Consider the following 12934-nt stretch of genomic DNA (forward strand, 5'->3'; position numbering starts at 1 on the left):
ATGGGCGGCCGCTGTCAGGGACGCCCCCGATGCCCTCTCAGGTGCTCGGCGATCGGCTTGAGCGCCTTGTCCAGTTCGGTCAGCGCATCGGGCGACAGCAGGTCTATGAAGTGCCTGCGCACCGACGCCACGTGGTGGGGCGCGACCTTCCGCATCGTCTCCATGCCGTGCTCCGTCAGCACGGCGTACAGGCCCCGCCGGTCGGACTCGCAGTTCTCGCGCCGGACCAGGTTCGCGTTCTCCATCCGCGTGATCTGGTGCGAGAGCCGGCTCTTCGACTGCAGCGTGGCGGACGCCAGGTCGCTCATGCGCATCCGCACGTCGTCCGACTCGGACAGGTTCACGAGAATCTCGTAGTCGTTCATCGTCAGGCCGAACGGCTGCAGATCCTTTTCGAGCTGGTACGTCAACAGCCTGTTGACCTCCAGGTGGGTGCGCCAGGCGCACTGCTCCGCATCGGTCAGCCAGCGCGTGGCCGTCTCGGTCTCCATGAATGAAGTCTACCTAAGAAGTTGAATGACGAACTACTTCGGATGGTGTGACGGTGCGCACGCGTTCGAGCCGTCACACTCCGCAGACTACCGCTCACAGCCCGAAGCGACGTTGGAGGTCCCCGAGCTGTCCGGGAAGGCGCGGTGTGCCCGACGATTGCGGACCGTGTCCACCCGGTGCCGCTCCGCCACCGCCGGGGACCCCCGGTTCGGGCGGAACCGCCCCTGTCGACTGCTCCGCCATCAGCGTCTCACTCGACTGGAGGAGGACCGTCCCGGCGCCGACGAACTCGAACTGGTGCTCCTCGCCGGAAGCGCCGCCCAACCCCGTCATCGCACGTAGACCGCCCATGACACCTGTCAGATACCCGTGGTCGTAGTGATGACACGGTGACGGGCAGTCGGCCCACCCGACCAGCGCCTGGGGATCCACCCGGATCGGCGGTTCCAGGAACACCACCGGACCGTTAGATGCGGCGACGAACTTTCCGGTTCCGATGAGTGTCAGAAAACCTGGCACGATCGACTGCTTGAGCGCGAGACTTGGCTGAAAAGCGAGCAGATTGCCCGCGCGAATGGTCAAGTTCCCGTCGTCCAGGTCATAGGAGTTGACGTCGAAGGCCCGGTCGGCCAGCAGCATCTTCCCCGAGCCGGCCGCCACGACCCAGTCGCTCGCGTGCAGTGGCGAATGGAACGACGTACGGACAAGTCGGTCGAGTCGCCCGTGCCCGATGCCGTTGAACTCGATCGCCCCGTAGTAGGCGATCATCTTCCCCTTCTGCAGGAACCACTCCCCGCCCTTGAGCTCGACGCAGAAGGTGTACTTGTTCACGTTGTCGTCGGCGGGCAGGGTCACCGGGTCGTGCACCACGGGGCCGCCGGGGGATCCGTACGCGCTCACAGCTTCTCCTCCGAGGCCTGGACGTACACCGTGCCGCTGCCGCTCAGCTCGAGCTGGAACGCCTCCCCGGAGCCGCGGCCCACCATGTCCCGCCAGCCGAGCGCGGTGGACAGCTTGTTGCGCACGTCGCCGTGGTGGGCGACGTAGGCCTGCGGGTCCACGTGCACCGGGCGCTGCGGGGTGATCGGGATCTCGAAGACCCCGCCGTGCGCCATCACGGCCACCGAGCCCTGCCCCTGGAGGGTGGTGGTGAACAGGCCCTGCCCGGTGACCTGGCCGCGCACCAGCCCCATCACCCCGCCCTGGGAACCCATGAACATCGTGCCCTGCCGGAGCGTGCCCTCGAAGGCGAGCAGCCGGTCGGCCTCTACGTAGAGGGTGTCGCCGGTGAGAGCGATGACGTGGACGTGGTGGCCGCCGTGCCCGAAGAACACCGTCCCGCTGCCCTCGACGGACATCAGCGGGGCCGCCTCACCAGCCACCCGGCGCCCGATCATGGACATCAGCCCGCCCTGGCCGCCCTGCAGGTTGGGGGTGAAGGACACCTCCCCCCGGTAGGCGAGCATCGCGCCGCGCTGGCTGAACAGCCGCTGCCCGGGCAGCACGGTCGCCTCGACCATCTTGTTGTTGATCTCCCGGAAGGTCATCTCACAGGTCCCCCGCGATCGTGTTGCGCTCGCTCGGCTGGACGTACACCAGACCGTCGCCCTCGAAGCGGATCTGGAAGGCCTCGCCGCCGCCCTCCCCGAAGAGGGTGCGGAACGTCACACCGGACTGGAAGGTCTGCCGCACGTCGCCCTGATGGGCGATGTAGGCGCCCGGGTCGACGATCAGCGGGTACTGCGGGCTGACCCGGAGCACCACCGCCGGCCCGTCGGACGTGATGGCCGCCTGCCCGTGGCCCTCGACGGTCGTCGTGAACAGACCGTTGCCCTGCGAGGCGCCGCGCAGCCCGGTGAACGTCGTGCCCGTGCGCAGCCCCCCGTCGGTCGCCAGCAGGTTGCTCGACTCGACGTGGAGTCTGTCCCCCCGCAGGCCGACCAGGTTGATCTCCGCGGCCCGGTCCGCGAACCAGCAGGTCCCCTGCCCCCTCACCTCCATCACCGTCATCTGCTCGCCGGTGAGCCGCCGGGTCACCATCCCGCGCAGCCCCTCGCCGCCGCCGCTCAGCTTCTTGAAGGTCATCTGCCCGTCGTACGCGACCATCGAGCCGTTCTTCGCCTTGACGGCGTCCCCGGTCATGTCGACGGCGAGCACCTTGCTTCCCTGAAGTCGGAACATCGCCACGCAGGGAAAGTAGCGGCGAGGCGGGTGGAGGGAACAGGGCCCGTGGGTGGAGAACGACCCTGAGCGCACCCCCAGGGGTGCGGTTTGCCAGAATGGGGTCGGCTTGTGCGTGTGTTCACAAAGCAGCCGGCCCGTCGTCGCAACTTCCACCGAAGGTGATCCGTGGACATCAAGACCGCCTCCGCCCTCCGCCGTCTCCGCCTGGTCTCCGCCCCGGAGGCCGTGTCCTTCCTCGTCCTGCTCCTCTGCTCGGTGCTGAAGCGGACCACGGACTTCAACGCGGTGCCCGTGATGGGCGCTATCCACGGCGTGCTGTTCGTCCTGTACGTGCTCTTCTGGGCGGACGCCTGGAACCGCGCCAAGTGGGGCTTCGGCACCGCCGCCCTCTACTTCGTCCTCTCCGTCCTGCCCACCGGCGGCTTCTTCGCCGAGCGCAGGCTGCGCCGCGAGGCCGAGAGCGCCGTCATCGCCGCCCGCGCCCGCAAGGAAGGGGTCGTGAACGCATGATCGTCGCCTTCTCCGTGACGCCCCTGGGTGTCGGTGAGGACGTGGGGGAGTACGTCGCCGACGCCGTCCGCGTGGTCCGCGAGTCGGGGCTGCCCAACCGCACCGACGCCATGTTCACCTCGGTCGAGGGGGAGTGGGACGAGGTCATGGACGTCGTCCGGCGGGCCGTCGCCGCGGTGGAGGCGCGGGCGCCGCGTGTCTCGCTCGTCCTCAAGGCGGACATCCGGCCCGGCGTGACCGACGGCCTGACCGCCAAGGTCGAGACCGTGGAACGGCACCTCGCGGGCTGATCCGTGCCGCGTCCGCGCCTCCCGGGTGACCGAAGACCGAGACAGGGCTGAGCGGCATATGACCGGCCGGTAGGGTCTGCTGACGTGCCCAAGCCTCTCAGTCTCCCCTTCGACCCCATCGCACGCGCCGACGAGCTCTGGAAGCAGCGCTGGGGAAACGTGCCCGCGATGGCCGCGATCACCTCGATCATGCGGGCGCAGCAGATCCTGCTGGCCGAGGTCGACGCGGTGGTCAAGCCGTACGGGCTGACCTTCGCGCGCTACGAGGCGCTGGTGCTGCTCACCTTCTCCAAGGCCGGCGAGCTGCCGATGTCCAAGATCGGCGAGCGGCTCATGGTGCACCCCACGTCGGTGACGAACACCGTGGACCGGCTGGTCAGGTCCGGTCTGGTGGCCAAGCGGCCCAACCCCAACGACGGCCGCGGCACGCTCGCCGTCATCACCGGCAAGGGCCGCGAGGTGGTCGACGCGGCCACCCGCGACCTGATGGCGATGGACTTCGGCCTCGGGGCCTACGACGCCGAGGAGTGCGCGGAGATCTTCGCCATGCTGCGCCCGCTGCGGATCGCGGCACACGACTTCGACGAGGGGTGACCCGGGGCAAGATCTCCCGGAACGGGCGGTTACGCTCGTCGGCATGAAGAAGAGCGTGCTGACCCGCTACCGCGTCCTGGCCTACGTCACCGGTGTGCTGCTGGTCCTGCTGTGCCTGAGCATGATCGCGAAGTACGGGCTGGACATGGACAGTGCCGCCGACGTCACCCGGGTCGTCGCCATCGCGCACGGCTGGCTGTACGTCGTCTACCTGGTCTTCGCCTTCGACCTGGGCTCCAAGGCGAAGTGGCCGGTCGGCAAGCAGCTCTGGGTGCTGCTCGCGGGCACGATCCCGACGGCCGCCTTCTTCGTGGAGCGCAGGATCAGCCGCGAGCTCGAGGGCAAGGTCGCCGACCGTGCCCCGGCCGTCGCCAAGGCCTGACCGAACGTCTCGCAGCGCCGTCGTACGTCACCCGTACGGCGGCGTTCGCGCGGTCGTGACCCAGTTGGCATCGACATTTACTAGGACGTCCAAGTAAATTCGAGGGTATGGACGCTCACGCCATCGAGGAAGGCCGCCGGCGCTGGCAGGCCCGCTACGACGCCGCGCGCAAGCGCGACGCAGACTTCACCACGCTCTCCGGCGACTCCGTGGAGCCGGTGTACGGACCCCGGCCGGGGGACGCGTACGAGGGATTCGAGCGGATCGGGTGGCCCGGGGAGTACCCCTTCACGCGCGGGCTCCACCCGACCGGCTACCGCGGCCGCACCTGGACGATCCGCCAGTTCGCCGGGTTCGGCAACGCCGAGCAGACCAACGAGCGGTACAAGATGATCCTCGCCGCGGGCGGCGGCGGTCTGTCCGTGGCCTTCGACATGCCGACGCTCATGGGGCGCGACTCCGACGACCCGCGCTCGCTCGGTGAGGTCGGGCACTGCGGCGTCGCCATCGACTCGGCCGCCGACATGGAGGTCCTGTTCAAGGACATCCCGCTCGGCGACGTGACCACCTCCATGACGATCAGCGGGCCCGCGGTGCCCGTCTTCTGCATGTACCTGGTCGCCGCCGAGCGGCAGGGCGTGGCGCCCTCGGTCCTCAACGGCACGCTGCAGACCGACATCTTCAAGGAGTACATCGCCCAGAAGGAGTGGCTCTTCCAGCCGGAGCCCCATCTGCGGCTGATCGGCGACCTGATGGAGTACTGCGCGGCCGGCATCCCCGCGTACAAGCCGCTGTCCGTCTCCGGCTACCACATCCGCGAGGCGGGGGCCACGGCCGCGCAGGAGCTGGCGTACACGCTGGCGGACGGCTTCGGCTACGTCGAGCTGGGCCTGAGCCGCGGACTCGACGTGGACGTCTTCGCGCCCGGCCTCTCCTTCTTCTTCGACGCGCACGTCGACTTCTTCGAGGAGATCGCCAAGTTCCGCGCGGCCCGCCGGATCTGGGCCCGCTGGATGCGCGACGTGTACGGCGCGAAGAGCGAGAAGGCGCAGTGGCTGCGCTTCCACACCCAGACCGCGGGCGTCTCCCTGACCGCCCAGCAGCCGTACAACAACGTGGTGCGCACGGCCGTGGAGGCGCTGGCCGCCGTGCTCGGCGGCACCAACTCGCTGCACACCAATGCGCTGGACGAGACGCTGGCGCTGCCCAGCGAGCAGGCCGCCGAGATCGCGCTGCGCACCCAGCAGGTGCTGATGGAGGAGACCGGCGTCGCCAACGTGGCCGACCCGCTGGGCGGTTCCTGGTACATCGAGCAGCTCACGGACCGGATCGAGGCGGACGCGGAGAAGATCTTCGAGCAGATCAAGGAGCGGGGGCTCAGGGCGCACCCGGACGGGCAGCACCCCATCGGTCCGGTCACGTCCGGGATCCTGCGCGGGATCGAGGACGGCTGGTTCACCGGCGAGATCGCCGAGTCCGCCTTCCGCTACCAGCGGTCCCTGGAGAAGGGCGAGAAGCGGGTCGTGGGCGTCAACGTCGCCACCGGGTCGGTGACCGGGGACCTGGAGATCCTGCGGGTCAGCCACGAGGTGGAGCGGGAGCAGGTCCGCGTCCTGGGCGAGCGGAGGACGGCGCGGGACGAGGCCGCGGTGCGCGCCGCCCTCGACGGCATGCTGGGCGCCGCCCGGTCCGGGGCGAACATGATCGAGCCGATGCTCGACGCCGTACGGGCCGAGGCGACCCTGGGCGAGATCTGCGGGGTGCTGCGGGACGAGTGGGGGGTCTACACGGAACCGGCGGGCTTCTAGGCACCGTTGCCCGTCACGGGCGTGTCCAGGGGGCGGCAGGCGCTCCCTGGACCCCGGTCTAGGCCGCCCCGCCGCCCGGCTGGGCGGTCAGGCCGAGGAGCAGTACCCGGGTGAAGCTGCGCACCCAGGCCTCGTCGGCCGGCTTGCCGCTCACCAGGGTGCGGTGGACCACCGCGCCCGCCACCATGTCGAAGATCAGGTCCACCGTGCGGGACGACTCCGCCGGGTCCGGTTCCGGCGGGAGTTCGCCGCGGCGCTGGGCCCGGGCACGGCCCTCCAGGACCAGGCGCATCTGCCGGTCCACGATCGAGGCGCGGATCCGCTCGCGCAGGGCGTCGTCGCGGGTCGCCTCCGCGACCACCGCCATCAGGCCACTTCTGGCCTCCGGACGGGCCAGGATCGCCGCGAACTGGAGCACCACGCCCTCGATGTCGGCGGCCAGACTGCCGCGGTCGGGCAGTTCGAGCTCGTCGAACAGCTCCGCGACCGCGTCCACCACCAGTTCGTGCTTGCCCGCCCAGCGGCGGTAGAGCGTCGTCTTCGCGACCCCGGCCCGCGTGGCCACGTCGCTCAGGGTCAGCCCTGACCAGCCGAGTTCCACCAGAGCGTCCCGAGTGGCGGCCAGGATCGCGGCGTCCGCGGCGGCGCTGCGCGGACGTCCGGTACGGCTGGCGGGGTGGCGGCTCTGCATGCGTCGACCATAACCGGCGGAATACGTGCGGTCGTGAGGGAGATCACCGGGGAGTGGTGTCGCGGCGCCCCCGCGTGGCATTACGCTACGGGTCGTAGCGAAAGCTCGTGCGGACGTACACGGGCGACGACCACCGGCGTGGGGTGGGGACCCGGCGCCAGCCACATCGCTTTTTTTCTTCACGCGCCGAGACGGGGGAGGATAGACGCATGCAGCCACGGAACATGTCCATGAGCGGCGTCGTCGACCTCGCCGCGGTGAAGGCGGCCCAGGAGGCCAAGGCCAAGGCCGAGCAGACGCGCGCCGAAGCCGCCCGGCAGGGCGGCGCGGGGGCCGTATCACCGGCCGACCTCGTCATCGACGTCGATGAGGCGGGATTCGAGCGGGACGTCCTGCAACGGTCCGCCGAAGTACCGGTCGTCATCGACTTCTGGGCCGAGTGGTGTCAGCCCTGCAAGCAGCTGAGCCCGGTCCTGGAGCGACTGGCCGTCGAGTACAACGGGCGCGTCGTGCTCGCCAAGATCGACGTCGACGCCAACCAGATGCTGATGCAGCAGTTCGGGGTCCAGGGGATTCCGGCCGTCTTCGCCGTCGTCGCGGGGCAGGCCCTGCCCCTCTTCCAGGGCGCGGCAGGCGAGCAGCAGATCCGGGAGACCCTGGACCAGCTCGTGCAGGTCGCCGAGCAGCGCTTCGGGCTGACCGGCCTGACCGTCGACCCGGACGCCGAGCCGGGCGGCGCCGCGCCGCAGGAGGTGCCGGCCGGACCGCACGACGCCCTCCTCGAGGCCGCCGTACAGGCGCTGGACGCGGGGGACCTGGACGGGGCCGTCCAGGCGTACCGGAACGTACTGAGCGACGACCCGGGCAACATGGAGGCCAAACTGGGCCTCGGGCAGGCGGAGTTGCTGCAGCGGGTGCAGGGCATGGACCCGCAGCGGGTGCGTGAGGAGGCCGCCGGGAAGCCGGGCGACGTGGACGCGCAGATCGCGGCCGCCGACCTGGACCTGGTGGGCGGTCATGTCGACGACGCCTTCGGGCGGCTGATCGACACCGTGCGGCGCACGGTGGGTGACGACCGGGACGCGGTACGGCGCCGGCTGCTGGAGCTGTTCGAGGTCGTGGGGCCGGAGGACCCCCGTGTGGTCGGGGCCCGACGGGCCCTCGCCCGGGCTCTGTTCTGACCAGTCGCTAAACACCACGGCATGTGATGCCGGAGTGAAAAATTTGCCTACGAGGCGTCAGGGCGGCCGCACTTTGCCAAAACTTGGCAATTGCGGCCGCTGTTACTCGGAGTAAATCCCCGCCGTTGATCTGTCTGGTTTCGTCCAAGGATCAACGGCTTTGCTCTGCCCCTGACTGACACCCAGCGTCGCCCTTCGAGACCGCTGGGTCGTTGTTCGGTTATCCGGCCGTTACTAGCCAGTAACGAACCCCCTTGTGTCCGGGCCGAGAATGCACCACGATCGGCGACGCTCGGTCCATTCCCGCACCCCCGGCAGCCGGTCGGGTCGAGGGAGACTCTGGGTCCCCACCGAGCAGAGCCGGCGGCAGTGGCGCCGGCTCTAGGGCAGGGGGGTCTTCGCCGCACGGCGAAGCCTGTCCAGAAGGTTGTGCGTGATGCGTGTCAGGCGCGACCAGTGGTTGTCGCTCGGGGGTGATCGCCGGTGGTTCGGGCGCGGTTCGTGCCTGATGAGTACGGGCGCTCTCCTTTCCGAGGACGTAGCACTTCTCCCATCCCTGCCTGGCTGAGCCGCCGATTGGGGCGAGTCGGGCCAGGAGATGTACGTCCGAGAAGGAGGAAATATGGAGTCCCAGGTGCGTGGCGGGACCAGATGGAAGCGGTTCGCTGTGGTCATGGTGCCCAGCGTCGCCGCCACGGCAGCGATAGGTGTCGCCCTCGCGCAGGGTGCTCTCGCTGCTTCGTTCAGCGTTTCGGGGCAGTCGTTCAAGGTGACGGCGAAGTCCCTCCACGGTGAGGGCTTCGCCCAGTACGGTGCGCTCGACCAGGGCTACACCATGACCGGGCAGAAGGCGCTTCACCCGGTCGCGGTCTCGGCCTTCAAGTCCGCCACCATCCAGAAGATGTGTCAGTCGGTCGTCACCCCGGACCTCCCGGTCATCGGTGACGTGACGCTCCGCCTCGAGGCGGGCGACAGCTCCGACAAGGACAAGCAGGTCCAGGCCGACCGTCTGTACATCGACGTCGAGGACCTGCAGACCGACGCCGTCTTCCACAACATCGACATCGGTGTTGCCGCCAAGGACGCCAGCAAGGGTCCGGGCATGAAGGGCAACGGCGAGCAGGCCAACCCGTTCGGCTTCGCCCAGCAGGCGGACTCGGCGGACCTGACCGACGTGAAGCAGACGGCGTGGGCGACCACCGCCGGAACCTTCAAGCTCAGTGGTCTGCACATGTCGCTGCACAAGGGCAGTGGCGCAGGGATCGAGTGCTACTAGGCACTCACTGACGGGCGGGGGAGCCGATGGCGCCCCCGCCCGTCCACACTCCGGCCGCGTTTTCACAGGCGGCACACATCACCACCACAGCAACGCCGCACCAGGGAGCTGTTTTCCATGAGCGCCGAGACTCCTGCCGCCGACCCCGGTCAGTTCACCCACCGGAGGCTGCAGTTCCGCGCCTGGCGGGGCACCCGGCCGTTCTGGGCCGGCCTCCTCGTCTTGCTCAGCGGCTTTCCGATCATGTACTTCCCGTACGCGCATCTCCAGGTCGGTCATCTGACCCTGGCGATGTCGACGACCGCGGGAGCCGGGTCGCTGATCATCGGCGTGTTGCTCGTCGTACTCGGCGTCAGCCTCTGGTTCCAGAAGCACGTACGGACCTTCGCGGGCGTCGCCGCGATCCTGCTCGGGCTGGTGTCCCTGCCCGTGTCCAACTTCGGCGGCTTCATCGTCGGCTTCCTGCTCGCCCTCGTCGGCGGTGCGATGGCCGTGTCGTGGGCACCGGGCGTCCCGGCCGGGCCGGAGAGCGCGGAGGAGACCGGCGCGGGGCAGGCAGCCGCTTCCGGGGCCTGGCTGGACAAGGGTCCGGGTGCGGGCACCGTGAGCGAGTCGAACGACCTGTCAGGAACGAGCCCGGCCAACGGGGCGAACGGGAGGCACAGTGCCGGCTGACGAGGTGACCCACGGGGCCGATGTGGACGGGTCCCGTGCGAGAACCGGTCCCCGCCACGCGGCACCCAGGCGGCCGCTGTTCACCAGGTTCCACATGCCCGCCGGCAAGGCGATCGCCTCCGTGGCGATGCCCACCGCCGTCATCGTGGGCATGGGCTTCACATCGACGCTCGCCCTCGCCGACAACAACGGCGGGACGACGTCGAACAGCCAGAAGGCCGCGGAGTACAAGGACTGCGTAGACGCGCTCAAGGACTCCGGGAAGGCCTCGGACTCGCCCTCGCCGTCCGCGAGCGAGTCCACGGACACGGCGACGCCGACCCCCACGGCGTCCACCGGGGCCACGGACAAGCAGGACTCGGGCAAGACCTCCTCGTCGGATTCAGGTTCCGACGAGAAGGCCACGCCCGCGCCCACGGCCACGTCCGGTTCCTCCGACCCGGGTTCGGGCTCCGGTTCCGGCTCCGGTGGCGACACGGCGACGCCGTCGCCGTCGGCGAGCAAGAGCAGCGGAGGAGTGCTGGGCACCCTCGGCGACACGCTCGGCGACATCCTCACCGGCGGCAAGACGGACTCCGGCACGTCCGCGAGCCCGGAGCCGTCCGCGTCGCCGTCGTCCGGTTCCACCGCCGAGGACAGTACGACCGGCACGGTCAAGGACACGGTCGAGAAGACCACCAAGACCGTCACGGACACCGTCAAGGACACCACCGACACCGTCAAGGACACCACCGGCAAGGTCTCCAAGACGGCCGAGGACACCACGCAGGCGGTCAAGGACGCGGCCGAGTCGGCCACGCCCAGCCCGTCCGCGAGCTCCACGACGTCCCCCGACGACTGTCCGGCCGCCACCGACGCCGAGGGCGGGGTCGACAACAAGGTGCCGGTGGCCGACGACCCCTGGTACCTGGACGCCAGCTCGCTGACGCTGAAGGGCGCCGACTACAAGGGCGTCGTCGAGGTCAAGACCGCCAACGGCACCACCAAGAAGGTGCTGAAGTACGTCATCTCGGGCGGCACGGACATCGGCGACCTGCACCAGACGGTGAAGGACAAGCAGGCCGGCAAGACGTACCACGTGCAGGCGGGCAAGGGCACCACGTCCACCATCACCGGCGGTGACACGGTGATGTACACCGAGAGCATCTCCGGCAACCTGCTGGGCCTGATCCCGGTCACGTTCAGCCCGGACAGCCCGCCGCCGCTGAACATCCCGCTGATCTACTTCACCAAGGTCCACGTGGTCCAGGCGGCCCAGTTCGGCGGCAACCTGCACGTGCCCGGCATGCACGTGTACAGCACCGACTGAGCCCGCGCACAAACCCGTTCGGGAGCCGCGCACAGAGCTGAGGGCGCCCCCTGTCACAGGGGGCGCCCTCAGTGCGTGCCGGGGTCCGCGGCGGGCCGGTCAGTCGCCCTGGCTGCCCAGGTGGTGCACCCGGACCATGTTGGTGGTGCCGGGGACGCCGGGGGGCGAGCCGGCGGTGATGATCATCGTGTCACCGGGGTTGAAGCGGGCCAGCTTGGCCAGCTCCTGGTCCACCATGTCGACCATCTCGTCGGTGCTGTTGACGAACGGGACGATGTGCGACTCCACACCCCAGCTCAGCGTGAGCTGGTTGCGGGTGCCCTCGTCGGTGGTGAAGGCCAGGATCGGCTGGGCCGCGCGGTAGCGGGACAGACGGCGGGCGGTGTCACCGGACTTGGTGAAGGCGATCAGGCCCTTGCCGCCGAGGAAGTCGGCGATCTCGGCGGCGGCACGGGCGACCGAACCGCCCTGCGTGCGCGGCTTCTTGCCGGGGACGAGGGGCTGCAGGCCCTTGGCGAGCAGCTCCTCCTCGGCGGCGCTGACGATCTTCGACATCGTCCTGACGGTCTCGACCGGGTAGGCGCCCACCGAGGACTCCGCCGACAGCATGACCGCGTCCGCGCCGTCCAGGATCGCGTTGGCCACGTCGGAGGCCTCGGCGCGGGTCGGGCGGGAGTTGGTGATCATCGACTCCATCATCTGGGTCGCCACGATCACCGGCTTGGCGTTGCGCCGGCACAGCTCGATCAGGCGCTTCTGCACCATCGGGACCTTCTCGAGCGGGTACTCGACCGCCAGGTCGCCACGGGCCACCATCACACCGTCGAACGCCATCACGACGTCCGTCATGTTCTCGACCGCCTGCGGCTTCTCCACCTTGGCGATCACCGGGACCCTGCGGCCCTCCTCGTCCATCACCCGGTGCACGTCGTTGACGTCCTTGGCGTCCCGGACGAAGGACAGGGCGACCATGTCGCAGCCCATGCGGAGGGCGAAGCGGAGGTCCTCCACGTCCTTCTCGGACAGCGCGGGCACGTTGACGGCCGTGCCGGGCAGGTTGATGCCCTTGTGGTCGGAGACGACGCCGCCCTCGATGACGACCGTCCGCACCCGGGGGCCCTCGACGTCCAGGACCTTCAGCTCGACGTTGCCGTCGTTGATCAGGATCTGGTCGCCGTCCGAGACGTCGCCCGGCAGGCCCTTGTAGGTCGTCCCGCAGATCTGCTTGTCGCCCGGGACGTCCTCGGTGGTGATGACGAACTCGTCACCCCGCTCGAGTTCGACCGGGCCCTCGGCGAAGGTCTCCAGGCGGATCTTCGGGCCCTGCAGGTCGGCGAGGACACCGATGGCCCGGCCGGTCTCCTTGGACGCGGCCCGGACGCGGTCGTACCGCGCCTGGTGCTCGGCCTGGGAGCCGTGGCTGAAGTTGAAGCGGGCCACATTCATACCCGCCTCGATCATGGCGACGAGCATCTCGTGGGAGTCGACCGCGGGGCCGAGAGTACAGACGATTTTCGAACGGCGCATGGGGCGATCCTATCG

15 protein-coding genes are annotated in these 12934 nt (G+C 69.4%); 9 read left to right on the forward strand and 6 right to left on the reverse strand.

The annotated features are described in order from the left end of the window. Window positions 1–14: 14 nt before the first annotated feature. The 4 genes from ACWCPN_RS15690 to ACWCPN_RS15705 form a co-directional block, all read right to left on the reverse strand. Entirely contained in the window at window positions 15–491 is a 477-nt protein-coding gene (locus ACWCPN_RS15690; protein ID WP_199212044.1) for a MarR family winged helix-turn-helix transcriptional regulator, read from the reverse strand. A 94-nt stretch (window positions 492–585) separates the two neighbouring features. Then, on the reverse strand, window positions 586–1392 hold the full coding sequence (locus ACWCPN_RS15695; RefSeq protein ID WP_451205966.1) for an AIM24 family protein: 807 nt from the start codon (window positions 1390–1392) through the stop codon (window positions 586–588). Continuing rightward, window positions 1389–2039, reverse strand: a complete 651-nt coding sequence (locus ACWCPN_RS15700) for an AIM24 family protein (RefSeq protein WP_199212046.1) — start codon at window positions 2037–2039, stop codon at window positions 1389–1391. Before ACWCPN_RS15700 ends, ACWCPN_RS15695 begins: the two co-directional genes overlap by 4 nt. A 1-nt stretch (window position 2040) precedes the next feature. After that, window positions 2041–2673 (reverse strand): AIM24 family protein, encoded by a 633-nt coding sequence (locus ACWCPN_RS15705; protein ID WP_365120993.1) that lies wholly within the window; start codon window positions 2671–2673, stop codon window positions 2041–2043. A gap of 168 nt (window positions 2674–2841) precedes the next feature. Between ACWCPN_RS15705 and ACWCPN_RS15710 the strand changes: the two genes are divergently transcribed. The 5 genes from ACWCPN_RS15710 (at window position 2842) to ACWCPN_RS15730 (ending at window position 6260) form a co-directional block, all read left to right on the forward strand. Continuing rightward, complete coding sequence (locus ACWCPN_RS15710) at window positions 2842–3186, forward strand: DUF3817 domain-containing protein (protein WP_451205969.1); 345 nt, start codon at window positions 2842–2844, stop codon at window positions 3184–3186. After that, entirely contained in the window at window positions 3183–3476 is a 294-nt protein-coding gene (locus ACWCPN_RS15715) for an MTH1187 family thiamine-binding protein (protein WP_143626819.1), read from the forward strand. Before ACWCPN_RS15710 ends, ACWCPN_RS15715 begins: the two co-directional genes overlap by 4 nt. A gap of 84 nt (window positions 3477–3560) precedes the next feature. Further along, window positions 3561–4070, forward strand: coding sequence for a MarR family winged helix-turn-helix transcriptional regulator (locus tag ACWCPN_RS15720; RefSeq protein WP_351672326.1), 510 nt, complete (start codon window positions 3561–3563; stop codon window positions 4068–4070). Between the two features lie 43 nt (window positions 4071–4113). Then, the gene (locus ACWCPN_RS15725) at window positions 4114–4452 is read left to right on the forward strand and encodes a DUF3817 domain-containing protein (protein WP_451205973.1); all 339 of its coding nucleotides are present in this window, start codon (window positions 4114–4116) and stop codon (window positions 4450–4452) included. 107 nt (window positions 4453–4559) lie between these two features. Continuing rightward, complete coding sequence (locus ACWCPN_RS15730) at window positions 4560–6260, forward strand: acyl-CoA mutase large subunit family protein (protein ID WP_392295851.1); 1701 nt, start codon at window positions 4560–4562, stop codon at window positions 6258–6260. 58 nt (window positions 6261–6318) lie between these two features. Here the strand turns inward: ACWCPN_RS15730 and ACWCPN_RS15735 are convergent, their stop codons facing one another. Further along, the gene (locus ACWCPN_RS15735; RefSeq protein WP_199212050.1) at window positions 6319–6951 is read right to left on the reverse strand and encodes a TetR/AcrR family transcriptional regulator; all 633 of its coding nucleotides are present in this window, start codon (window positions 6949–6951) and stop codon (window positions 6319–6321) included. Window positions 6952–7160: 209 nt separating this feature from the next. On the opposite strand from ACWCPN_RS15735, the gene ACWCPN_RS15740 reads away from it, so the two are divergent. The 4 genes from ACWCPN_RS15740 to ACWCPN_RS15755 all read left to right on the forward strand — a co-directional run bounded on the left by ACWCPN_RS15740 (window position 7161) and on the right by ACWCPN_RS15755 (window position 11392). Continuing rightward, on the forward strand, window positions 7161–8132 hold the full coding sequence (locus ACWCPN_RS15740; RefSeq protein ID WP_451205978.1) for a tetratricopeptide repeat protein: 972 nt from the start codon (window positions 7161–7163) through the stop codon (window positions 8130–8132). A 622-nt stretch (window positions 8133–8754) separates the two neighbouring features. Beyond that, on the forward strand, window positions 8755–9408 hold the full coding sequence (locus ACWCPN_RS15745; RefSeq protein WP_365130587.1) for a DUF6230 family protein: 654 nt from the start codon (window positions 8755–8757) through the stop codon (window positions 9406–9408). 117 nt (window positions 9409–9525) lie between these two features. Then, the gene (locus tag ACWCPN_RS15750) at window positions 9526–10083 is read left to right on the forward strand and encodes a DUF6114 domain-containing protein (RefSeq protein WP_451205981.1); all 558 of its coding nucleotides are present in this window, start codon (window positions 9526–9528) and stop codon (window positions 10081–10083) included. Then, on the forward strand, window positions 10073–11392 hold the full coding sequence (locus ACWCPN_RS15755; RefSeq protein ID WP_451205984.1) for a hypothetical protein: 1320 nt from the start codon (window positions 10073–10075) through the stop codon (window positions 11390–11392). The genes ACWCPN_RS15750 and ACWCPN_RS15755 overlap by 11 nt, the downstream gene beginning before the upstream one ends. A 99-nt stretch (window positions 11393–11491) precedes the next feature. Here the strand turns inward: ACWCPN_RS15755 and pyk are convergent, their stop codons facing one another. After that, window positions 11492–12919: a pyruvate kinase gene (pyk, locus tag ACWCPN_RS15760; protein ID WP_199212055.1), complete on the reverse strand. Its 1428-nt coding sequence runs from the start codon at window positions 12917–12919 to the stop codon at window positions 11492–11494. Window positions 12920–12934: the final 15 nt, after the last annotated feature.

Source organism: Streptomyces sp. NPDC002386, from assembly GCF_053593175.1.

What these genes read in the sequence shown, in the direction of transcription:
- ACWCPN_RS15715 (WP_143626819.1), top strand. Translation starts at nt 3,183, where the DNA reads ATGATCGTCGCCTTCTCCGTGACGCCCCTGGGTGTCGGTGAGGACGTG.
- ACWCPN_RS15705 (WP_365120993.1), bottom strand. Translation starts at nt 2,673, where the DNA reads ATGTTCCGACTTCAGGGAAGCAAGGTGCTCGCCGTCGACATGACCGGG.
- ACWCPN_RS15735 (WP_199212050.1), bottom strand. Translation starts at nt 6,951, where the DNA reads ATGCAGAGCCGCCACCCCGCCAGCCGTACCGGACGTCCGCGCAGCGCC.
- ACWCPN_RS15740 (WP_451205978.1), top strand. Translation starts at nt 7,161, where the DNA reads ATGCAGCCACGGAACATGTCCATGAGCGGCGTCGTCGACCTCGCCGCG.
- ACWCPN_RS15730 (WP_392295851.1), top strand. Translation starts at nt 4,560, where the DNA reads ATGGACGCTCACGCCATCGAGGAAGGCCGCCGGCGCTGGCAGGCCCGC.
- ACWCPN_RS15745 (WP_365130587.1), top strand. Translation starts at nt 8,755, where the DNA reads ATGGAGTCCCAGGTGCGTGGCGGGACCAGATGGAAGCGGTTCGCTGTG.
- ACWCPN_RS15690 (WP_199212044.1), bottom strand. Translation starts at nt 491, where the DNA reads ATGGAGACCGAGACGGCCACGCGCTGGCTGACCGATGCGGAGCAGTGC.
- pyk (WP_199212055.1), bottom strand. Translation starts at nt 12,919, where the DNA reads ATGCGCCGTTCGAAAATCGTCTGTACTCTCGGCCCCGCGGTCGACTCC.
- ACWCPN_RS15750 (WP_451205981.1), top strand. Translation starts at nt 9,526, where the DNA reads ATGAGCGCCGAGACTCCTGCCGCCGACCCCGGTCAGTTCACCCACCGG.
- ACWCPN_RS15700 (WP_199212046.1), bottom strand. Translation starts at nt 2,039, where the DNA reads ATGACCTTCCGGGAGATCAACAACAAGATGGTCGAGGCGACCGTGCTG.
- ACWCPN_RS15725 (WP_451205973.1), top strand. Translation starts at nt 4,114, where the DNA reads ATGAAGAAGAGCGTGCTGACCCGCTACCGCGTCCTGGCCTACGTCACC.